A 24,276-nucleotide genomic window follows, 5' to 3' on the forward strand; every position below is an offset into this window, starting at 1 on the left:
CGTTGAAAAAGTGGATGCAAGGGTTCTTTTTAAGTGAAAAATCGAAATTTACCAGCGCGTCATGAGGATGGATAAATTCCCTCTTTTTATGGAATTGGTTATAAATTAACTACTTTTTCACTGCGATCTTTTATTTTTAACATGTTGTTTTTTAGTAGTTTATGGTTTTGTTCGGTAAGTGGAAATCTCATTTTTTAATCCTTTGGATTTTTTGAACTGTTTGAAAGAATAAATTTGTAATCAAGTGGGCTGCAAAAAAAATACTTGCCCGAGAATAGTATAATCTAAACCTTTTATGAGAATTCTAAATTTCTACAATCTATTATGTTGTCACCTTATTGTACGCCCGTATCTAATCGGTCTTTCGATTCTATTCACCTTTTTACTGTCTATTTATCATCCGGTTTTTGCGGTTGATGGATTAGGTAAAGGAGAGGTGGAAGCTTATGTAACAACAAATACGAGATCGCATGAACTAAAACGAGTAACCTTTAAAGCAAACTCCTTAAGCAGTAGGACGACAATCCATCTTGATCGGAATACACGATTTCAGGAAATGGATGGCTTTGGTGCTGCAGTGACTGGATCGACATGTTATAATTTGTTAAAGATGGATAAGAAGTCGCGCACCCAGTTTTTGAGGGAGACTTTTGATCCTGTTGCAGGATATGGGCATAGTTATATTCGTATCGCTATCGGGTGTTCTGATTTCTCGCTCAGTGAATATACGTGTTGCGATGCAGAAGGGATCGAGAATTTTGCGTTGCAAGAGGAAGAGCTCCAATACGTGATACCTGTGCTAAAGGAAATTCTTGCCATCAACCCTACGATAAAAATCTTAGGCTCACCATGGACAAGTCCTCAATGGATGAAAGTCGATAACCTTACTGACCTAAACCCTTTCCATTCTTGGACGAGTGGCCACCTTAATCCCCAATATTATCAGGATTATGCGATCTATTTTGTGCGATGGATTGAAGCTTTTCAACAAGAAGGGATTGATATTTTTGCTATTACCCCACAGAATGAACCCTTAAATAGACGTAATTCGGCATCGCTATTTATGGGGTGGTTGGAGCAACGGGATTTTATAAAATCAGCATTAGGGCCTCAGTTAAAAAAGGCAGGACTTCGTACGAAAATATTTGCCTTCGATCATAACTATAACTACGATAATATGGCGGACCAGCAAGGTTACCCTTTGCATATTTATGAAGATGATGCAGCGGCTCAGTATATAACAGGTGCAGCTTATCATAATTATGGCGGCAATAGACAGGAGCTTTTGCGGGTTCATGATCGTCGACCTGATAAGCAGCTTCTTTTTACGGAGACATCGATCGGAACATGGAACCATGGTCGAGATTTTGATAAACGCTTGATCGAGGATATGGAAGAGGTTGGTCTAGGAACGGTCAATAATTGGTGTACGGGCGTGATGGTTTGGAATTTAATGCTGGATTCTGATCGTGGGCCATGGCGAGAAGGAGGTTGTAAAACCTGTTACGGGGCGGTTGATATCGATCGAAAAGATTATAAAACAATTACCAAAAACTCGCACTACTATGTTATTAGTCATCTTTCGGTGGTTGTTAAACCTGGAGCTGTACGGATCGGTAGTACTGGTATGGGGGACGAGGAGTTGGTGTATACGGGTTTTGAAAATAAGGACGGTTCGATTGCGCTCGTTTTGCTGAATAAAAGCAAGGAGGCTCGGACTATTTCGGTGGTTGATAAAGCAACGCGCTTTTCTTATACCGTACCGGCAAAATCTGTTGTTTCTTATTTATGGAAAGGTTAATTAAGATAGAAAGCGGATGCGTACTAAATATTGTGTGTTTATTTTGGTTTTTCTATGTGTCTCAACCGGTGTGGAAGCACAGTGGCTTTGGCAGAAAGAGAACATGGAAAGTATTAAACAAAAGAAAAAATCGCCGTTTTATGCTCCTGCGTACCGGGCATTAATTGTGCAAGCCGAGGAGGAGGTGCGGAAAGGTTCGTATTCCGTTGTATACAAGAAGGGTATAGCACCTAGTGGGGATAAGCATGACTACGTCAGCTTAAGTCGTTACTGGTGGCGAAACCCCAGCACGTCAAATGGGTTACCGTATGTATTCAAAGATGGGGAATCAAACCCCGAGCTGAACCATTATGATCGAAACACACTAGGCAATATGTGTAATGCCGTAAGTACGTTGTCGCTGGCTTTCTTTTATAGCGGGTCCGAAAAATATGCGGAGAAAGCATTCGATTTATTGAAGATATGGTTTTTGAATAGCGATACAAAAATGAATCCTAATCTGGAATATTCACAGTTTATTCCGGGGAGGGATGATTCAAAAGGAAGGCCAGAGGGGCTTATTGATAGCTATTCTTTTGTTGGGATGTTGAACAGTATTCCTCTTTTACGTACTTCGGCACACTATAGCGAGGCCGATGAAGTGGAACTGAAAAAATGGTTTAGCGACTTTGTGCATTGGTTGCAAGTGAGTGAGCAGGGGAAGAAAGAAAATAATGCCAAGAATAACCACGCAACAGCGTACGATGCACAATTGATAACGTACTTGCTTTTTTCAGGCGATGAGGATGGGGCACGACGTATTATCCGTGACTTTCCGACGAAGCGGATCTTTGCACAGATAGAGCCGGATGGGAAGCAGCCCAATGAGTTGTGGCGCACCTTAGCTTACCATTACTCCTGGTATAATTTGAGCCATATGGTGGATGTTTGTGCTACGGCGCAAAAGTTAGGCGTGAATCTGTTGGATGAAAAATCCGTGGATGGGAGGTCTATTTATGGGGCAATGGATTATTTAGCATCCTTTATTGGGAAAAATGCGAGTAGCTGGCCCTATCAACAGATTAGCGGATGGGAAGCGAAGCAGCAAGATGTGTGTCATACGATGTTCCGAATTTTCGAACTAGCCCCTACTCGGCATCGGTATCAAGAAATTGCGCAGAAATACGCGAAACATAATGAGACGGATAGGTGGAGACTCCTGTATGGTGAAAGTTTTTAAAGGAATAAATTTCAAATAGTATCTGTATATATGCTACAAAAGATTGTTTTATCGCTTTTTTTTATTGTTTCCCTGCTATTAGGGTATGCACAACAGCGGGACGTTTCATTGAAAGATGGGAAGATTGTATTAGACTTTAGTCGATCTCTTGACGGTGTAAACAAGTCGAAAACTTATACGATTAAACGAGCCTCGAGCAGGTTTGGACATTACAAAACGATTGGGAAGACAACAAAGTCCATTTTCACGGATAATAAGGTCGTGGAAAATCCATATAACTATTATTATCAGATATGTGTGGATGATCGTTTGGTTGTACTTTTAGGGTTGGAGATCGAGCTTTTTGGGGCAAATACATTTATCTACAGTGCGTCTGATGATCCTTCAAAAATAGGAGAAGAGGTAAATGCGTTGCATGAACGTATGTTTGGCAAGGAATTTAGCCCGAATCGTTATGGTATTTTCTTTAAAAAGGGTGACTATCGGGCATCAGGATTATTGAAGGTTCCCTTTTATGTCCAGATCGCTGGACTAGGGCATACGCCGTATGATGTGCAACTATCCAATATACATACTCCTCCACATTTAGCTGATGGGAATGGTACTTGTACCTTTTGGCGATCAGCGGAAAATTTGTCTGTCATAGGTCCAGAAACGTATGTAGAAGAGGAGACATTTAAATGGGCGGTATCGCAAGCGGCTCCTTTACGACGTATTTACTCCACGCGTGTTGTTCGAAATCAATGGGGAAATGGTTGGGTAAGTGGTGGATATACCGCGGATTGTTACTTCGAGAGTGCTGCTGGCTCAAAGAATCAGCAACAATGGTATACTCGAAATTCATACCTCGGCAAGGGACGTGGGAATTTCGAAGAAATCAAGTACAATTATTGTTTTCAAGGGGTTGAGTTTAGTCCTTCTGTGGATCAGGCTAGTTATACGAATAATTGGGACAAAGGAGGGAATGTTACGGTGTTACCACATACACCTATTATTCGGGAAAAACCGTTTCTCTTTTTTGATCAAGACCAGCGTTACAAGGTTTTCCGACCTGCATTAAAACGTAATCATATCGGTGTGTCGTATGCCGCCGGAGACATGGGGGAAGGGGAGGTTATTGATGTTTTAGATGATTTTTATGTGGTCAAGCCTGGGGTTGATGCTGTTGAGATCAATAGGCAGTTAGCACGTGGTAAGCACCTATTATTTACACCGGGTATGTATGAGCTGTCGGAGAGCTTACAGGTGACTCGTCCGAATACCATTGTTCTGGGCTTGGGGCTTGCGACGTTGATTCCCGGTAAAGAAAATGGAACGACAGCGATTACGGTTGCTGATGTGGATGGTGTAACCGTTGCTTCATTGATGTTTGACGCCCATTATAGTTCGCAAAGTTTGCTACAGGTGGGAACGGAGAAGACGGCAGATCGGCATGCCGAAAATCCAACCCTATTAGCGGATTTGTTTTTTCGTGTAGGTGGATTTAGGGAAGGTGAAGTTCATGTGGAAGAAACGGTCTTGTTGCATAGTAATGATATTATTGGGGACCACTTTTGGATCTGGCGGGCGGACCATGGCGTGAAAGGCAGCGTGGGTTGGTACATAAACACCGCAAAAAATGGATTAGTGGTAAATGGGGATTACGTGACTATTTATGCCTTGTTTAACGAACATTTCCAAGGCTATCAAACGTTATGGAATGGGGAATATGGTCGCACTTATTTTTTTCAGTGCGAAAGTCCGTATGATGCACCGAATCAATCGGCTTATCGCAGTGAGGGTGGTAAAAAGAATGGCTATGCTGCTTATAAAGTTGCTGAGGAGGTGGATCACCATGAAGCTTATGCATTTGGTATTTATGATGTTTTGATCCATGAAATTATGATTCACAGTTCGGTTGAAGTGCCGGAAAAGAGGGGTGTAGTATTAAAAAATATCTGCAATAACAGTTTGTCTAATGGACGTTATAGAGGTTTTAAATTTGTGATTAATGAGACGCAAAAAAGTACGTATGACACCTGGCGCGATAATCGTACTTACGTTGTTGATTTTCCTGTGATGGAGTGATCGGAAAATAACCCTTGGTAAAATATAGTTATTTTAGTGAAATTACTATATTTAGTCACTTAATTCCAATAGGCCCCGTAAACAATAATCTTTGTGCAAAAGTGGTGCTGGTGAGGAGATGATGTTTTAGTGACTAACCAATGAAAAAAAACCTATTAACAGTAACACTTGTGTTGTTCTATTTTGTTGGCGCTGTAGCGCAAAGCGATCTCCGTGTCTTGCTGTCCAAGATCGATGACGAAATAAAACATAAGGATGTTTACATCGATTTGAAGGAGAGAAAAATAGAAAATCTAAAAGCGCGAAAAAAAGCGCTGCGGGGTGCTGCTTTAGAAGAGTACGCAATCAACGATACCCTGTTTAACGAATACAAAAATTACATTTCTGATTCAGCAATTTATTACCTCCATCTAAATTTGGATATTGCTAACACCTTATCGGATGAAAAGAAAGGGAATGACGTACGTATTGCTTCTTCTTTTCTTTTTGCTCGGTTAGGTATGTATAAGGAAGCATCGGATCTTCTGGCATCTATTCCTGTCGATGCATTGGATAGCCAGGAATTGTTGGCGTACCATGCTTCCGGGAGAGAGCTTTACCTGGGTTTGGGACAGTATAGTCAGAATACGAGAGAAAGGCATCGCTACTGGGAAATGGCGAATGTACATAATGATGCCTTGAAAAGGTTGGCCGAACCCGGGTCGGAAGAATATTTGAGGGTGGAGGAGAAGGCTTTACGGTTAACGAATGACTACCAGGGTGCGTTGGCTGTTAATGATCAGCGCCTTAAGCTGGCGAAGCCGAATACGCCTGTTTATGCCTTGGTGACTTTTCATCGGTCGTTGATTTATCGAAAAATGCAGGATGTAGCGAAGGAAAAACAATATTTGGCATTGTCTGCCTTATCGGATATACAGCTAGCGATTAAAGACAATGCCTCTATTTCCTTGTTGGCAGACCTGCTTATGCATGAAGGCGATGTAAACCGAGCATATCAGTATATCCGTTTTTCATTAGAAAATGCAAAGGATTATAATACGCGAATACGAAGTGCTGAGATCCTAAAGATTCAAACGATAATTGATAAGGCGTATCAGCTGAGGAATGATCGGAAGAACAGGGAGTTGCAAATCTTGCTGGGTGTGCTGTGTGTTTTATCCATATTGTTGGTGATTTCTGTTTTGTATGTGTATAAGCATATGCGAAAAGGTCAGGTATTTAGTCAGAAATTGAAGGAGATTAATGAAGAGTTAGAATCTTTTAATGCACGGCTGCACGATATGAATATGGAGCTTACGAAACGGAATAATGAAGTCGCTGAGGCGAACCATATTAAAGAAGAATACATCGCCTATTTCTTAGACGAATGTTCTAAATACATCGTGAAGTTGGACAACTACCGAAAGATGGTATATAAAAAGGTCCAGGATAAGCAATATGAGGAATTGTACAAGATAACGAGAAGCACTTCTTTGAGAGAGGAAGAGTTGCGGGAGTTGTTTGTTAATTTTGATACCATGTTTATTACTATTTTCCCCGATTTTTTGATACAGTTTAATGCACTATTGCTTGAAGAGGAGCAGATTTCACTAAAGCGTGACGAAGGCTTGAATACGGAGCTTCGAATTTTTGCCCTTATCCGATTAGGAATTAGTGATAGTTCAAAGATTGCAAATTTCTTGGGTTACTCCGTAAATACAATTTATAACTACCGGACCAAGATGAAAAACAAATCGCGGGTCTCTCGGGAAGATTTTGAATATAGGGTTAAGAAGATTGGTGCTTTCATGTAAATGTGGACGTTGAAACAATAATTTGTTCCAGAAAACTATTTTATCTAAGTTTGATCTAGCTACTTTGCTACGCTAAACCATGAAATTATTAACGCCCACTAGATTATTAAAAATTGTAGTCTCCGTATGTTTTCTCATATTGTTAGGTCTTCAATATAAACTTATTTCTGGTGTGTACGAAGCCAAGCGCAATGAGCTTTTTCGTGTAAAAATGGGGGAGATTAAACAAGCGTACAATCGATCCATAATAAACGATAAATTGTTTCCCGGAGGCCAGGCCATCATTGATAATTATCTCAATAAAGACAAAGTAGGAGAACTGGCTGTGGTTTTTCATCGTAATGAAGATGCATTTGTCATGACTGCCGATAGCATATATGAAAGTATCGTGCAAGACTTAAGGGGGAAAAGCAATATTGACTCTGTCTTACAGGCTATTCAGAAAGAAATAAATCTCGATTCGATTCCGATTCGTTATGCATTAGTGTTGAATTCTTTATCGACGACTTTTGATGGGCAAGTGTATCACGATCTGGCCTCTAGCGCCAATCCTTATGGACATGACGTACTAATTTCAGGATCGTCTACTCTTATCAAAGAGTCTAATCTTGTTAGTGCTTTCACGGTATCTTCTCCGACCGCTTTTTCAAATCGAGTTGAATTTACATTCTATGCCAATCGGGAAAGCCTGACCTGGGCGACATTTGTGGCTATTCTTCCTTTACTGGCTCTTTCGGGCATCTGTATATTGGTTATGATCTTCGTGTTTTATTTCACTATACACCATTGGGCAAAACAAAAGAAATTGACAGAGATGTCAACCGATTTTGTAAATAGTATTACGCATGAGTTTAAAACACCCATTTCTACCATTAAGGTCTGTGTAAAAAATTTACAACGTGAATTAAACGCTACAACGGGGAATGACAAGTTTTCCGATGGTTTTAAAGTAATTGAAAGGCAATCTGAGCGATTAAATAAGCTGATTGACCAGGCTATTCATACCAGTGTGTTTAACTTGAGCCAAACGAAGAAAGAATGGCGGCTTGTCGAGGAAGATGTGTATATTCTGCTGAAGGATCTTAAACTAAAATATGCCCACGAAGCGGATGTTTGTATTCAGACAGGTAGCTTAGAGACGAACAGTTTTGTTCGGTACGACCCTTTCCTTTTTACGACCGCTGTATCTAATATTATCCAGAACGGTATAAAACACAACAGCAGTCCGGTGAAAAATATTCATGTTGACTCTCAAATCGAAGGTGATAGACTTGTTCTTCGGTTTCGGGATAACGGAGATGGAATCCCTAAAGAAGAGGAGTCTAAGATTTTCGATCAATTTTATCAGGGTAAAGCGGGGAAGAAGAATGGTGGGTTGGGATTGGGGTTATTTTACGTGCGAAAACTCTTAGATCTTCATGATTGGAAGATAAAAATAGAATCGGCAGTACAAAAAGGAACGGTCATAAGTATTTCCATTCCAGTTAATTAACTAAATGCTGTAAGTTATGAAAGGTACAATTCTTTTGATCGAGGATGATCTTGATTTAGGAAAGCAGACGCAAATGTTTTTAGAATCCTCTGGTTTTAATGTTGCCCATGCTATGGATGGACGTTCAGCTGTTCATTTTTTTGATAACCAGAAATTCGATCTTTTAGTGGTGGATATCCAAATGCCAGATGCCGACGGATTTGATCTTGTTTCGTCCTTTTTGGATCGCTTTCCAGATCAACGTTTTTTGTTTTTAACAGCAAGGAATACCCGGGAAAGTAAACTGAAGGGTTTGCAGCTCGGAGGCGATGATTATATCACGAAACCTTTTGATGTGGAAGAGTTGTCTTGGCGTATCCATAATATATTAAATAGAGCCGCCGCTGCTGACACAACCAGTTTGAGTGTTGCTGATGTGCGCTTGGATATGGCATTGATGGAAGTTAGTTTTGACCGTGGACATCGGTTAACGTTGACCTCCCGGGAATATGATCTGTGGAAGTACTTTTTAACCCATCCGAATACTGTACTTAAACGGGAAGAAATCCTACTGGATGTGTGGGGGGAGAATGATTATTTCTTAGGACGTAGCCTTGATGTTTATATCGCGCGCATGCGCAAACAATTGCAATTTTCTTCCTACCTCACTTTAAACACAGTCTTTAAGGTCGGTTTTGTTCTGAAGACAGCCGCTACGGACTAGTTTTAATTGTCATTAACATCTGGTTAACAACTTTTTGTTCGGGGTCTGTTTAAATTAGCAACTAATTCGTTTTAGTTAATTTAATAGACCTATTTTTATGAACAGATTCTTTACCAAAAAATCAAGGTGGCTTGTCCCCCTTTTTCTACTCACGCTGGGGAGTTGTGAGAAGAGCGAAAAAAGAGAATATCCGCTTCTGCCTACAGAAAAGGACCCTGAGATGGATATCACTTCTTATGGTGTATTATCCGTAAACCGGGAAAATTCGGGGGGTAATACGGCAAAAGAAGGGTCGCTGAAAGTTGTTGATAATGACTATAGCACCAAGTTTCTGATCAACCCCTATCAAAATGATCTTTATATCCAACTCGCTTTCCCGGGGGGCATTGCGGTGACTAGTTATATCGTTGCTTCTGCCGACGATGCTCCTGCTCGTGATCCTAAAGATTGGGAACTCGTAGGCTCTAATGATATGCAAGCCTGGACGGTGATTGATAAAAAGGAAGGGTATGTTTTTTCCGCTCGGAATCAGAAAGTGCGTTTCGATACCTCGAATAAAGAGAAGTACAGGTATTATCGTTTCAACGTAAAAGCTATCAGTGGTGGAACAGGTTTGTTCCAGATGGCGGAACTCCGTTTAATCAATGATCCTCAAGTCCAATAACTTAACCAATTGAATTATGAACTTTAAACTATTAACGTGGTTTATATTATTTGTTAGTGCTACGAATATAAACCATATCAAGGCTCAGGAGAATGCGCAAATCAGTGTCATCGGGGTTGTAAAAGATGAGATGAGCCAACCGATAACAGGGGTCACGGTACTGAATAAAAGAACTCAGGTAGCAACAGCGACCAATGAACAAGGGAATTTTGATATCAAAGCCAACAGAGGGGATACGTTGCTATTTAAATTCGTGGGATATGAAGAATATCAAACTGTAATCGCGAATTCGATTAATCTAAATATTGTGCTAAAAGCCGATAACAACAGTATTAATGAAGTGGTTGTTATCGGTTTTGGTCAACAGAAAAAAATTAGTGTGGTGGGTGCCCAGTCGACCGTTAAAGTTGAAGATTTGAAAACTCCGGTAGCTAATTTAAGTGCCGCTTTGGCAGGTCGTATTGCGGGATTAGTCGGTGTACAACGGACCGGTTTGCCGGGATCCGATGGAGCGGACCTATGGATTCGAGGAATTGCGACTTTTAACCGCTCAGGAAATAATGCGGGACCTCTGATCGTGGTTGATGGGGTGCAGGATAGGGATATCAATAGTTTTGACCCGGAGGATATTTCGTCTTTTTCAATTCTGAAGGATGCTGCAGCAACAGCTGTTTATGGTGTGGCTGGAGCAAATGGCGTTATCTTGATTACAACAAAAAAGGGAAATGTAGGCAAGCCAGCTCTTATGTTTAACTACAACCAAGGGATTACCAGTTTCACAAAACGTCCTGAGCTCACCGATGGCATTAGCTATATGATGCTACGGAATGAGGCGCGTTTAGCTTCTGGTCTGGACAAGGAGTACTCCAACAATTATATTAACAATACAATTCTGGGTACGGATCCTTACCTATATCCGAATGTAGATTGGATGGAGGAGTTATTCCGGAAAACATCCGGTAATAAACGGGCTAATTTTAGTGCGCGTGGTGGTTCAGACTTCGCTACTTACTATGTCTCTGGCGCATATTACGATGAAGAAAGCTTGTTGCGTACCGATGCTCTTCAGAGTTATGATGCTTCTACTCGGTTTAAGCGCTATAACTTTACTTCTAATGTATCCATGAATTGGACGAAGACCACGAAGTTTGATCTCGGTATACAGGGATATATCGGAAATATCAACTATCCGGGTGTAAATCCACAAGATGCTTTCGCCAGTGTGATGCAAACTAACCCTGTGCTTTATCCGGTGATGTATCCTGGCAATTTTGTTCCGGGGGTTAGTTCGGCGGGGGCACAGCCCAATCCGTACGGACAGGTTACCCAGACAGGGTTTCAGAATATTTTCTCGAACCAAGTGATGTCAAATGCTCGTTTGACTCAAGATCTGGGATTCTGGGTGAAAGGATTGAATTTCTCCGCTTTATATTCTTTTGATATCTGGAATTCGCATACGATAAATAGGACACGTACACGGAGTACCTACTTGATCAATAGGTTGTTTCCATATGATGATCAAGGGAATCCTATTTTAAATCTGATTTCTTCGGGCAGTGATGATTTAGGTTTTTCGAAAGATAATAATGCACGCCGGCAGTTCTACACGGAGGCATCGCTAAATTATAGTACGACGATTGCTTCTGATCACCAACTTTCGGCGATGCTTTTGTATAATCAGCGGGAACGCACGGAAGCCTTTGCAACGAGCGTAACGTCTTCGTTGCCTTATCGAAGTCGTGGTATAGCGGGTCGACTTACCTATTCGTATGGTGAGCGTTATTTTGTAGAAGGTAATTTTGGTTACAATGGTTCAGAGAACTTTGCGCCAGGTCTTAAATATGGATTCTTCCCTTCATTTGGGGTGGGGTGGGTGCTTTCTAATGAGCCGTTCTTCAAGCCATTGTTGCCTGTGGTGGATTACTTTAAATTACGATATTCCAATGGTATTGTTGGCGATGGCGGAAATGGAGGGCGTCGGTTTGGGTACCTAACGTTGGTAAACACAGGAAGTACTGGCTATACGTTTGGTAACGGAACGAGTAACATTGGGTACGGCGGAACAGCAATATCTGATTATGGATCGAATGTACAGTGGGCTGAATCCCATAAGCAAAACTTGGGTATTGAGTTTAATACCCTGAGATCGAAGTTATCTGTTAACGTAGACTTTTTTAAAGAAAAAAGAAGTGGTGTTTTCTTGCAGCGAGAGTCCCTTCCGGGCTATGTGGGGTTGAATAACTCACCATGGGGGAATTTAGGCATCATTGAAAACAAAGGAATTGACGGGACGATAGAGCTGGCACCGTTTCCAATCGGAAACATCACACTGGATTTACGTGCCACTTATACATACAATAAAGATAAGGTGATTGAAAATGATCAACCAAAACAGCCTTTTGACTATATGGAGCGTAGAGGCGTCAATTACTTGTCTTATTTCGGATATGTTGCGGAAGGTTTATTCCAATCGCAGGCAGAGATCGATCAACGACCAAATCAATCTGCAATCGGTAGTCCTCGTGTGGGTGATATTAAGTATAGAGATTTAAATGGAGACGGTATTATCGATGCGAATGATATTACACGCATCGGAAATGGAGATCTTCCTAATTCGATTTTCGGTTTCGGCTTTAATGTCACCTACAAACGTTTCTATGTTGGCGCATTCTTTCAAGGAACCTCAGGCGCCGAACGTCTTATTTCGGGTGATGGTATTATTCCGTTTAATAATAGCACGGGTGCTGAGCGTAGTAATTTATACGCTATTGCGGAAAGCAGATGGACGGAAGAAAACCCAGATCCGAACCCTTTTTATCCGCGGTTGGCATATGGAAATGCGGCTAACAAAAATAATTCGGTGGCTTCTACCTGGTGGGTTAAGGACATCGATTTCTTGAGACTTAAAACAGTTGATCTAGGCTATAATTTCAATAAAGACCTTTTCGGGAAGCTCGGTGTTCGAAATGCACGTGTCTATATTCAAGGGGTTAACCTGTTGTATTGGAGTAAGTTTAAGTTATGGGATCCAGAGCTAAATACGGGAAATGGATCTCGCTACCCGAATGTAAGAACCGTTACACTTGGCCTTCAAGCTACTCTTTAATTGCTGTTATTGATTAATACTGAAAAAATGAAAAAAGCGATATGGATATTATGTGGACTTCTGGTGATGTCTTCATTAAATAGTTGTAAAAATTACCTGGATCAGGTGCCTGACGATGTATTAACGATCGATGATATATTCAAATCGAAAGCGAACACGGATAAGTTCTTGGCGAATATTTACAGCACCGTGCCGAATGAGTTGAGGCAGCGTTTTGTCGTGACCCAAAATTCGGGTCCCTGGACTGCGGCTTCGGATGAAGCTAAATATACCTGGGATTTTAACTATGCAAACAACATGACGGCTGGTGTTTGGAGCCGTACGGATGGAACCATCCAAAATTTTTGGAATAATTATTACCGAGGGATTCGTAATGCATCATATTTTATTGAAAATATCGACCAATCCAATGCATACGAGGTTACAGATGTGATGCGTAAAACTTACAAGGCGGAGGCACGTGCACTTCGTGCCCTGTATTATTTCTATTTGGTACGCAGTTTCGGTGCTGTTCCTATCCTTGGGGAAAGCTATTTGGATCTTAATTCGCCTATTGCGGAGCTTAAGCTTCCACGTACACCTTTTGACGATTGTATCACCTTTATTGTTTCAGAATTGGATAAAGCATATCAGGATCTGCCATATGAACCGATCAGTGAGGAATATGGACGGCTAACAAAAGGCGTGGCGAAGGGGTATAAAGCGGAAGCGTTGCTATTAGCTGCCAGTCCATTATTTAATGGAAATACAGCTTATGCAAATTTGAAGAACGTTGACGGAACAGCCTTGTACGCCAGTGTAAACGATCCCAATAAATGGCGACTTGCGGCTACGGCAGCAAAAGAATTTATTGATGAGTTTGTGCCGAGATATTACGATCTGTATAAAGTGACGGACGCCAATCCTTTTCGAGCAGCCTATTTGTCGTGCCGCAATGTAATGACTGCTGATTGGAACAAGGAATGGATTTTTGCCCGTTCTGTCAGCGAAAATAATACCCAGTACGATCGTACGCCCAAGCATGTTGGCTTTCCTTCGGGGGCGCAGGGGGGAGGTGCGTTGGGGGCTACGCAATTTATGGTCGATGCTTACTTGATGGCCAATGGTCTGCCGATAAATGATGCTAACTCCGGTTATAGTGAGCAAGGTTTTTCGAACTATCAAGCACCTTACGATGTAGCAGGGCGTACGACCTTTAATATGTATGTGAATCGAGAGCCTCGGTTTTATGTGGGGATCACCTATAGTGGAAGTTATTGGTTAAATCAATCCAATAGTAGTACGGTTGTGCTGTCTCTATTTAATTATAGTGGAAACTCGGGTCGATCGCAAAGTACATCTGATGTGACGCCTACGGGATATACGGTACGTAAGAATGTGGGTGCAAATGGCAACAATAGAGGGGCTCTTTTGTTGCGGCTTGCCAATGTGTACTTGAATTATGCCGAGGCCTTGAATGAAGGACAACCCGGGGATGCTGATATTCTCAAGTATGTAAATCTGATTCGAGAGCGTGCCGGTATACCGGTGTATGGTAGCGCGAATATCCCTGTTCCCAGTAATCAGGAGGCTATGCGTGAAGCTATACGGCGCGAACGGCAGATTGAGCTTGCTTTTGAGAATGTCCGTTTCTTCGATACGCGAAGGTGGAAAATTGCAGAGCAGACACACCATGGTGCCGTGTATGGCATGAATCTAAGCGCTGACGGGGATAACTTCTTTAAGCGAACGCTGATTGAAAACCGGGTGTTCAATAAAGATCGCGATTACTTATTCCCCATACCTAACACGGAAGTCCTTCGGAACGAAAAAATGATTCAAAATCCAGGTTGGTAGAAAAACTGCCTAAGGATGGAATCGATATAGAACCAAAGGCGTGAGCTACAGCTGATCCCGTCTTTGGTTCTTCTATCTATTTAGATGAAACTTTATATGATGATGATTAAACACTATTATTTACGCGAACTACTTTTTTTGGGGCTTTGTTCCCTTGTATGTTGTCAGGCGTTCGGACAAAAGCTCAATGGCAAAAGTATTGATCCTGTAGACCTGGTAAACCCTTTGATGGGCACGCTTTCCAAAGTGTCTCTATCCAATGGGAATACCTATCCTGCCGTGGGGCTTCCTTGGGGCATGAATATGTGGACCCCCCAAACCGGTAAAAATGGGGATGGTTGGCAGTACGTCTATACGGCCGATAAAATAAGAGGGATAAAGCAAACGCATCAGCCTTCGCCCTGGATGAATGATTACGGTCAGTTCTCGCTTATGCCGGTGAGCGGTACGGGGGTCTTTGATCAAGAAAAAAGAGCGAGCTGGTTCTCGCATAAATCAGAGGTTGCCAAACCGTATTATTACTCGGTATATTTAGCGGATCACGATGTCACCGCAGAGGTAACCCCAACAGAGCGAGCAGCCATACATCGCTTTACGTTTAGCCCGACAGATAGTGCCTTTATTGTGTTGGATGCTTTTGATAGAGGCTCGGAGGTAGAGATTATTCCTGAAAAAAATATGGTGATAGGCTATTCTTCGCGCTATTCGAGAGGTAAGTTGCCCAATTTTCGAAACTATTTTGTTCTGGTCTTCGACCAACCATTTGATAACTATTCTACGTGGGAGGGTGATAACCGATTGGTTGGACAGCGTAAGTCAACGGCGGGGCAAACCGGCGCTATCTTAGGATTTAAAGTAAAAGACAAAGCACGGCCTATTGAGGTGCGCGTGGCGTCGTCTTTTATAAGCGCTGATCAGGCCTTACAGAACTTGAAAGAAGTCGACACGAAGAGTTTTGCCCAAGTAAAGCAGGATGGCCGGAACAGTTGGAACGAAAAACTTGGACGGTTGTCTGTCGAGGGAAAGGATATCGATCAGTTACGAACCTTTTATTCTACGTTGTACCGCACGTTGTTTTTTCCTAACAAGTTGTACGAGATAAACAAAGCCGGGGAGGTGGTACACTACAGTCCTTATAATGGTAAGGTCCTTCCGGGTTACCTTTTTGGTGGCACGGGGTTTTGGGATACCTTTCGGGCGTTGTATCCATTTCTTAACCTGATGTATCCTTCGATTAATACCGAAATGCAAGAGGGTTTGCTGAATGCGTATTTGGAAGGTGGATTCTTGCCGGAGTGGAGCAGCCCGGGCTATGCCGATATTATGATCGGTAATAATTCCGCTTCCGTGGTGTCCGAAGCCTATTTAAAAGGGGCTCGAGGTTACGATATCCAAACCTTGTACCAGGGCCTGCTGCATGGTGCCAACAACGAGGGACCAATGACTGCAGTTGGCCGTAAGGGGGTGCAATATTATAATGATCTAGGCTATGTTCCTTATGATGTGGGTATCAATGAGAATGCCGCTCGAACCTTGGAGTATGCTTATGATGATTTTGCTATTTATCAGTTAGCCAAAGCATTGAATCGCCCCAAAGAGGAGATTGATCTTTATGCTAAACGTGCCCAGAATTATAGGCACCTCTTTGATCCATCCACCAACTTGATGCGTGGAAAAAATAAAGATGGCCGTTTCCAGTCTCCTTTTAATCCGCTGAAATGGGGGGATGCTTTTACCGAGGGTAACAGCTGGCATTACTCTTGGAGTGTTTTTCATGATGTTCAGGGGTTAATTGATTTGATGGGAGGAAAGCATACGTTTGTCCATATGCTGGATAGTGTATTTAATCAACCTCCTTTATTTGATGACTCCTATTATGGCGGAACGATTCACGAGATTCGCGAGATGCAAATTGCGAATATGGGACAATATGCACATGGTAACCAACCTATCCAGCACATGATTTATTTATATAATTATGCGGGTGAGCCATGGAAGGCACAATATTGGGTGCGTCAGGTTCTCGATCGGATGTATCAAGCCACGCCAGATGGTTACTGCGGGGATGAGGATAATGGGCAAACATCAGCCTGGTATGTCTTTTCTGCGTTAGGCTTTTATCCCGTTTGCCCAGCTACGGACGAATATGTTTTGGGTGCACCATTGTTTGATAAAGCAACTTTGTTGTTTGAGAATGGTAAAAAACTAACCATCGATGCTCGAAATGGAGGAAAAGATAATGTATATGTGCAAAAATTAATGTTTAACGGTAAGAACCACGACAAAAATTGGGTGGGACACCACGCTTTGCTTCAGGGAGGGTCGCTTGTTTTTGATATGGGCGTTGTACCAAACAAGAAACGTGGAGTTGATAACAGTAGTGTCCCGTACTCGATGACGAGTGAACTTCAAGAAACTAAAAAAGGTAAAAAATGATGAAAAGAATGAAAGTAGTTTTATTAGGTATGCTTGTACTGATATGCCTTAACAGTAGTGCGCAGAACTGGGAACATGCACGTGACGATGCTCAAGTTGCGGTAGAGGTGGATACCATGCACAAAAAAGGGTTTACCTTAATTTGGATCAACAAGGAGAAGGGTTTTGATGCTCGATTAAAACAACGTTTGATCGATACCTACTTTTTGAACTACCCCAAGCTGGTGAAAAAGTATAATAAAAAGAGCCGACGCTCGGTGACGTTCGTCATCGATCCTGATTATGATGGGGTTGCTGCCACGGCCGGTGGAATCGTCCGTTACAGTCCGAAGTGGTTTGCTAAGAATCCGGGGGACATCGATGTGGTGACGCATGAGGTGATGCATATTGTGCAGGGTTATCCAAATGGTTCGGGACCTTGGTGGATTACAGAAGGGATCGCAGATTATGTACGTTTTGTGGATGGTGTAGACAATGCAGGCGCAAATTGGCGATTGCCAGATTTTAAGGAGACACAGCAGTATACGGATGCTTATCGTATTACGGCACGTTTTTTTTACTGGATGGAGACAAAAGTAAGAAAAGGGGTTATTCAAAAACTTGACTTAGCCATGCGTACTAAGACATATTCCGATGATTTTTGGAAAAGAGAAACGGGGTCTACAGTTGATGAGTTATGGATGCGGTATGCAAAAAATCCGGCAATTTAGTTTAAAAGTAGATATGGTTGGATCATAGACTGGTACCACCTCAAGGTAAGCAACACCGGTTTGTCGTTGTTTTTGTTAGTTTGAATCAGGGGTCTTTTTGACCCCTGTTTTGTGGTTAATCCAGTACATGGGTGACACCCGAGAATGTCATCTTTATTGGATTAATATGACCATTTTGATCAAAAGTCATGCTGTCGATACAGGTTTCGCGCTCATTAGCACCTGTTTTTCCCAAGGGCCTGCGGTGGTATACTATAAAGTATTTGTCTTGGTTGGGCACTTGGATTACCGAATGATGGCCCGCGCCGGTTGCGACAAGTTCGTCTTGCTCTAGCACGGTGCCTATCCGCCGAAACGGTCCCAATGGGCTGTCACTGATTGCGTAGGCTACCTTGTAATGGGGGCCACCCCAACCGCCTTCAGACCACATAAAATAATACTTGTTATTACGAATAAACATAAAAGGGCCTTCAACATAAGCTTCTGGTGTTACTTCTTTGTAGAGGGAACCATCTGCAAAAGGGACAATACCGGTGAAGTCTGCATTTAACCGCACAACATTGCAGTGACGCCAGCCCCCGTAAAACATGTAATATGAATTGTCCTTATCCTTAAATACAAATTGATCTATGGGTTGGGCGCCGTTTATAATTTGGTTGATTAGCGGCTTTCCAATTAGATCTTTGTAGGGACCTTCTGGTCGATCTGCGACGGAAACCCCAATCCCGCCAACCTCTCCCTCATGGACATCATTGGCACTAAAAAAAAGATAGTACTTTCCTTCCTTTTCGATAACACTAGGGGCCCACATTGCCTCTTTTGCCCATTTAATGGCGGCCGTGTCCAGCACCCGCGCATGTTTCGTCCAGCTTGCCATATCTTTGGAAGAAAAAGCGTCAAAGAATACCTGTTTTTCATAAGGGGCAGAGTACGTAGGGAACAACCAATATTTATTGTTGTAAATAATGCCTTCTGGATCGGCATACCAACCTTTTATGACTGGATTTTGCTGTGCGGATGCCTCACCAAAGCTAGCCATCAACGCCAGTAATACATAATTTTTTAGTTTATTCATTTGTGTTTTGTTTAGGTGTGTTTTAAATATACAAAAACCTTTTAGCAATTTGTGTATTAGCTTTTTAACATATTCGTGACATGGCTTCAGGCCTTTGTCAAATGATTTAGGTATCTTTGTGGTTTTTGGGCATTAAAATTGGATCTGATTATAGTTTTTTGAGAACATGTATGCCTTATAACTAGAATAGTAGAAAATCATGATTGCTGATGTAGAGGATAAAGAAATCAAGGAAGTATTTCGGACATCCATTATCCAACAGACTTCGTATTGGTCTGAGGTAAAGAAGATGCAGGGCGTAGAGTCTAAAGCATACAATTTTAAGGTAAAAAAATCAGACCTCTTTTCTGATAGTGAGGATAATACGTATTTCGTGGGTGATTTATTGATTCTGATTCAGAACATAGATCAGGAACACTGTATTGCTTATGTGCCTTACGGGCCTGAAATTGAGCCTTCGGCCGAAAATCAAGGTTATTTCTTGGAGCAGCTTTCAGAGAGCTTACGTTCTTTTTTACCGAGTAATTGTATCATGATACGCTATGATCTTTCCTGGGAATCACTATGGGCTAAAGATGAAGATTGTTATGATCTGCATGGCAATTGGATCGGTGTGCCTGATCGGAAGATACAAGAGATTCGGTTCAATTTCAGTACCGAGAACTGGAACCTAAAGAAAGCGAATACCGATATTCTACCTTCGAACACTATTTTCATGGATCTGAAAAAAAATCACGATCTATTGTTGGGGGAGATGAAGCCTAAGACACGCTACAACATCAATCTTTCTAAACGGAAAGGGGTGAAGGTTCGTTCACTGGGATTGGAAAGTTTGGAAATTTGGTACGAATTATATCGGCAGACGGCACAGCGTAATAATTTCTTTTTACACGATATCAGTTATTTTAGAATTGTACTTACCGCACGTGCAAATGATACCTTATCTCCGGCCGATGTTTATCTGCTTGTGGCGGAGGTAGACGATGTTCCTTTAGCAGCCATGTTTTTAGTGGTTTCTGCAAATCGCGGTACCTATCTTTATGGCGCGTCGGCTACCGAAAATAGAAACTATATGGCGACCTATGCGTTGCAGTGGCGTGCTATGGAATTGGCGAAGGAGAAAGGGTGTACGGAGTATGATTTTTTTGGTGTGGCGCCTAAGGCGGATCCCTCGCACCCTATGTATGGACTGTATCGTTTCAAAACGGGATTTGGTGGAAGTATGTATCACCGAATGGGGTGTTGGGATTATCCATTAAATAAAGATAAATACCAGTATTATATCTCGATGGAGTTTAAAAACCAAAGCTACCATTTGAGTTAAAAAGAAGACCGTTAGTTTCATTGAGCTAACGGTCTTCTTTTTTTACTGTTGATACAAAAATTGTTTTACCCTCGTGTCAACAACTTCTAAAGACGGATTACCTTTGTTATCGAGGTAATTTTTCTGGTCTATGCATTCGATATTTGGTGGCTGTGATAGACTCTAAGAATGCTTTCAAATCCTGAATTTCATCTTTACTTAGATTTAATTTTTTCATCAATGGATCGGTGACAGGATATAGAGGGTCTGCTTCTTTTTCGTCCGCTTTTGGGGAATTCATTTGCATGCCACTGTTGTACATATTTAGGAGACCGGTCATATCCCAAAACAAACCGTTGTGCATCCAAGGATCAGTATTCATGACATCTCGTAAAGATGGTGTGCGAAATTTACCTACGTCTTCCGCCTTTTTTGTTACCTCATAACGTCCTAGATCTTGGTACTTTCTTTTATAGTAGGTTAATCCTATATTATGAAAACTTTCGTCTGTAAAAAACTGACCATGGTGGCAATTCATACAGCGTGCCTTTGTTCGGAACAAATGAAGTCCGCGAATCTCGCTGCTGTTGAGCATTTTATAGTTTCCGTCTAAAAATTCGTCAAAGCGGCTACGACGACTGGTTAGTGTACGTTGGAAGGCAGCGAGTGCTTTCATCACTTCCGGCAAAGAATAGTCTGCATCCCCATACGCTGCGATAAAAAGATCATTATATGCGGGGATCGCTTTGAGTTTAGGAATCAACTTAGTGATTTCCATGTTCATTTCGTGATGTGCTTCGATTGGACCTAACGCTTGCTCTTCTAAGGAACCTGCACGACCATCCCAAAAGAAGGATTTTCTTGCGTAGACGTTAAGCAATGAAGGTGTATTTCGAGTTCCTTCCAAGTGATCGTGGCCCACTGGTACCGTTAATTTGTCTGCCCACGATGTTTGTGGGTTGTGGCAGCTGCTGCATGATATTTGATTTGAACCGGATAAGATCGGGTCAAAAAATAGAAACTTCCCAAGTTTAATATCCGGTTGTTCCATTAAGGCGAAATAGCTGGTGTCAACTTTTGGTAGGGACCTAAATTCGCTCCATGCAATACCTGAGTCTATTTGTGGTTTTGGCCATTCGCTAATTGGTTTGTTATAGAGAGCCAAAACATAGTCTTGAGAAACGGCTTCTTGTCCTCTCATACTAATAAAGGATATTAATCCTAAAATTATAAACAGTATAAAAAATGCTTTCTTCATCTTTGAAATCCTATGCAAAAATAATATTTTATTTAGAATTGGTATAAATAAAAAAGATGTTTTACATTTGCTGCCAGATTAGATTTATTCTAAATAATGAAATTGGTCAGATTATTACTCTTTATTTCTGCTATTCTAGTATTGCAGACCCAACTGAACGCGCAACAGGAGCGAATTTCTGGTGTTGTGGTTGATATGAAGGATACTCCTTTGCAATTTGCTAGTATCTATATGGAGGAGTTGTTAACGACGGTATCTTCTGATGAAAATGGAAATTTTTCACTTGTTGTACCCAAAAACTATAATGAGATCCATCTACGTATTACGATGGTTGGAAAAAAGACAGAGCAGCTTGTTATTAAAAGGGGACAGTTTTCTCGTGTACTGAGGATAAAAATGGAAGAATTGAGTTACACGCTTAAAGAGATCACTGTTAATCCTATTCTTCAAAATACCATCAATTCCAATAGTTCTATTGTATTTGATGAAGAAGCTATAGAACGAATTCAGGCTTTTAGTTTGATGGATATTCTAAATACAATTCCCGGAAAAGCGACGGTAGCTCCCAATATTGACAAACCACAAATGTTGAATCTCAGAGGTAATCAAGAGGGGAACTATGCATTAAATAATTCATTGGGTATTGCCATCGTCGTGGATGGTGTTAATCTTTCCAATGACGCAAACATGCAGACGCGTTCTTTGTCGCAGTTTTCGATGGGCGGAGGAGCGTTATCAGGCGCCAAGTCCTATACAGGTGGTGATGTTCCATTCCAAGGCATCGACTTGCGGGATATCCCTGTTGAGACCATTGAAAAGGTAGAGATCATTCAAGGTGTTGCTTCGGCACAGTTCTCCGAACTGACGGATGGTGCTATCCTTATCGATCGAAAAGCTGCCAAGACCCCTTGGTCTTTTGTGACGAATGTTAATGGTGGTTCCACAAATTTCAGTCTTTCAAAAGGGGTAGAACTGTCAAAAAAAGCAGGAGCCTTAAATTTAGCAGTTAATTATGCGATTAGTAACCCCGATCCACGCGATAAGGTAAAGCAGTTTAATCGTTTGAGTACATCGGCTATGTGGAGTAAAAATTTCACGAAAAAGCTAAGAAATACGTTGAGTTTAGATTTTAATAAAAAGATTGATCAAGTTAAGCAAGATCCTGATGATGAAACAGAGCAGCTTTCTTATTCGAGGGACTATGGCTTACGGATTAGCAATCGCTTAAATCTAAGGACGGAAAGCTCCTTTGCAAAAAATATCAATTTAACATTCTCATATAGTCAGGGGCAGCAGCATAGCTACAAACAATGGAAATTGAACCAAAGCCCCAAGGGATATAGTTACAAGGATACCACGGGTATCTATGAAGGCGTGTTATTATCGGGACGTTACATAGCCGAAGAGGAAATTAGCGGAAAGCCTGTTACCGGGAGTATGAACCTGAATGCGAATGCTCATGTGTATACAGGCGATGTTTTGCATGTGCTGTCGTATGGTTTTTCTGGAAACTATTCGAATAATGGTGGTAAGGGAATTATTGCAGATCCTGATAAGCCCCGATGGATCAATCAGGGAGGACAAAATGCAAGACCATATTCTTTCGAATATCTAGATCCGCTTATAAACTATGGTTTCTTTGTTTCAGATAATTTTTCGGTTAAAGTTGGCGAGCGCAAGCTTATTTCAAACTTAGGTATGCGTTTGGATCAGCAGAATGGATCATGGTCTGTACAGCCTAGATTGAGCACGGTACTTAAATGGAACCGTAATCTGGACTTTACGGCTGCTTTTGGAGTTTCATCCAAGAGTCCTACAATGGCACACCGTTATCCAGCACCCACCTTCTTAGATATTCCTCTTATCCTAGCCTATAATTCGGACGCTTCTTTATACCTAGTTTATACCGAGAAGATGATAGCCGATAATAGTCATCTGAAACCGTCGAAATCTATGCAAGCTGAGGTTGGAGTTCGTTACCAACACCCTTGGTTCAGTTCTTCTTTGACCGCATATTGGAAAAATAACACAGACGGATTTTCGACCGTCAAAAAATATAAACAAACCACCTTGCCGGAGTACACATATTATTTTGATGCGGTGCAGAAAAAGATGATCTATGATCAAACAGGAGGTTTTGTCAATTTCTATGGTTATGGAGACTATCGGATGGATAATCTACTAAACTTAATGACTTATGGATTGGATTGGATGGTCAACGTCAAAAAGATTGAGCCTATACATACTTCGTTGAATTTTAGCACCTCCGTCATGGTATCACAGGAACGGCCTAGAGGTACGGATATCGTATCGCTGAGCGAAGGGATTGATATCCAGGGTGAAAAAATATGGTATGTCCTATTTCCGCCAAGTTCCTATGATACCAAACTAAACGTGATGAGTAAACTAGGAACAACGACACATATCCCCCGCTTGGGCTTTATCGTGATGGCGAATTTTGATTTATTTTGGACAAGAAGGACCCGTAGTAAGTATGGAGACAAAATACAGCAGTCTACTTTTTATCAAGACTTGGCTGGCAATGCCAAGCCTTATCCCGCAGATTTTGAGAAAATTCCCGTTCGTGATTTAAGTTTATCAAAAAATAACCAACCGTTTATCTATGGTTGCTTGAATCTTTCGGTAGCCAAAGAGCTTAAAAAGAGATTTAGAATTGCAGTGACAGCGTATAACGTACTCAATATACAACCCGAAAACCTTATCTATTCACCGACTAATGTGGAGAGTTTTACCGTTGAGAAATTTAACGCACCATTAAGTATAACAGGAGGTATCTCCTTTAAATTCTAGTA

The 24,276-nt window shown here is 41.5% G+C and carries 15 protein-coding genes; 13 read left to right on the forward strand and 2 right to left on the reverse strand.

Annotated elements, in window-relative coordinates:
• Positions 1 to 295: 295 nt before the first annotated feature.
• The 11 genes from E2P86_RS02975 (at position 296) to E2P86_RS03025 (ending at position 17,827) form a co-directional block, all read left to right on the forward strand.
• Positions 296 to 1,801, forward strand: a complete 1,506-nt coding sequence (locus tag E2P86_RS02975; protein WP_134430640.1) for a glycoside hydrolase family 30 protein — start codon at positions 296 to 298, stop codon at positions 1,799 to 1,801.
• A gap of 16 nt (positions 1,802 to 1,817) precedes the next feature.
• Entirely contained in the window at positions 1,818 to 3,020 is a 1,203-nt protein-coding gene (locus E2P86_RS02980; protein ID WP_085472202.1) for an alginate lyase family protein, read from the forward strand.
• A 30-nt stretch (positions 3,021 to 3,050) separates the two neighbouring features.
• A complete protein-coding gene (locus E2P86_RS02985; protein WP_134430643.1) occupies positions 3,051 to 5,087 on the forward strand; it encodes a glycoside hydrolase family 16 in 2,037 nt (678 codons plus the stop codon).
• Positions 5,088 to 5,227: 140 nt separating this feature from the next.
• Positions 5,228 to 6,880 carry a DUF6377 domain-containing protein gene (locus E2P86_RS02990; protein ID WP_085472200.1) on the forward strand — a complete coding sequence of 551 codons (1,653 nt, stop codon included), beginning with the start codon at positions 5,228 to 5,230 and terminating at the stop codon, positions 6,878 to 6,880.
• Between the two features lie 79 nt (positions 6,881 to 6,959).
• On the forward strand, positions 6,960 to 8,372 hold the full coding sequence (locus tag E2P86_RS02995) for a sensor histidine kinase (protein ID WP_134430646.1): 1,413 nt from the start codon (positions 6,960 to 6,962) through the stop codon (positions 8,370 to 8,372).
• Between the two features lie 16 nt (positions 8,373 to 8,388).
• A complete protein-coding gene (locus E2P86_RS03000) occupies positions 8,389 to 9,075 on the forward strand; it encodes a response regulator transcription factor (protein ID WP_085472198.1) in 687 nt (228 codons plus the stop codon).
• A 97-nt stretch (positions 9,076 to 9,172) separates the two neighbouring features.
• Positions 9,173 to 9,739, forward strand: a complete 567-nt coding sequence (locus E2P86_RS03005; protein WP_240775566.1) for a discoidin/SUN/FTP domain-containing protein — start codon at positions 9,173 to 9,175, stop codon at positions 9,737 to 9,739.
• A gap of 16 nt (positions 9,740 to 9,755) precedes the next feature.
• Positions 9,756 to 12,845, forward strand: coding sequence for a SusC/RagA family TonB-linked outer membrane protein (locus E2P86_RS03010; RefSeq protein ID WP_085472197.1), 3,090 nt, complete (start codon positions 9,756 to 9,758; stop codon positions 12,843 to 12,845).
• Between the two features lie 27 nt (positions 12,846 to 12,872).
• The gene (locus E2P86_RS03015) at positions 12,873 to 14,681 is read left to right on the forward strand and encodes a RagB/SusD family nutrient uptake outer membrane protein (RefSeq protein ID WP_134430649.1); all 1,809 of its coding nucleotides are present in this window, start codon (positions 12,873 to 12,875) and stop codon (positions 14,679 to 14,681) included.
• A 96-nt stretch (positions 14,682 to 14,777) separates the two neighbouring features.
• Positions 14,778 to 17,117 carry a GH92 family glycosyl hydrolase gene (locus E2P86_RS03020; RefSeq protein WP_394346505.1) on the forward strand — a complete coding sequence of 780 codons (2,340 nt, stop codon included), beginning with the start codon at positions 14,778 to 14,780 and terminating at the stop codon, positions 17,115 to 17,117.
• Positions 17,114 to 17,827, forward strand: a complete 714-nt coding sequence (locus tag E2P86_RS03025; protein WP_240775567.1) for a basic secretory family protein — start codon at positions 17,114 to 17,116, stop codon at positions 17,825 to 17,827. Before E2P86_RS03020 ends, E2P86_RS03025 begins: the two co-directional genes overlap by 4 nt.
• 115 nt (positions 17,828 to 17,942) lie before the next feature.
• Here the strand turns inward: E2P86_RS03025 and E2P86_RS03030 are convergent, their stop codons facing one another.
• Positions 17,943 to 18,902, reverse strand: coding sequence for a glycoside hydrolase family 43 protein (locus E2P86_RS03030; protein ID WP_134430653.1), 960 nt, complete (start codon positions 18,900 to 18,902; stop codon positions 17,943 to 17,945).
• Positions 18,903 to 19,101: 199 nt separating this feature from the next.
• Between E2P86_RS03030 and E2P86_RS03035 the strand changes: the two genes are divergently transcribed.
• Positions 19,102 to 20,226 carry a lipid II:glycine glycyltransferase FemX gene (locus tag E2P86_RS03035; RefSeq protein WP_085472194.1) on the forward strand — a complete coding sequence of 375 codons (1,125 nt, stop codon included), beginning with the start codon at positions 19,102 to 19,104 and terminating at the stop codon, positions 20,224 to 20,226.
• A gap of 106 nt (positions 20,227 to 20,332) precedes the next feature.
• Here E2P86_RS03035 and E2P86_RS03040 read toward each other — a convergent pair whose 3' ends face one another.
• Positions 20,333 to 21,406, reverse strand: coding sequence for a cytochrome-c peroxidase (locus E2P86_RS03040; RefSeq protein WP_240775568.1), 1,074 nt, complete (start codon positions 21,404 to 21,406; stop codon positions 20,333 to 20,335).
• Positions 21,407 to 21,559: 153 nt separating this feature from the next.
• On the opposite strand from E2P86_RS03040, the gene E2P86_RS03045 reads away from it, so the two are divergent.
• Positions 21,560 to 24,274 (forward strand): TonB-dependent receptor, encoded by a 2,715-nt coding sequence (locus E2P86_RS03045; RefSeq protein WP_134430659.1) that lies wholly within the window; start codon positions 21,560 to 21,562, stop codon positions 24,272 to 24,274.
• Positions 24,275 to 24,276: the final 2 nt, after the last annotated feature.

Origin of the sequence: Sphingobacterium psychroaquaticum, assembly GCF_004421025.1 — a bacterium.
Lineage (GTDB): Bacteria > Bacteroidota > Bacteroidia > Sphingobacteriales > Sphingobacteriaceae > Sphingobacterium > Sphingobacterium psychroaquaticum.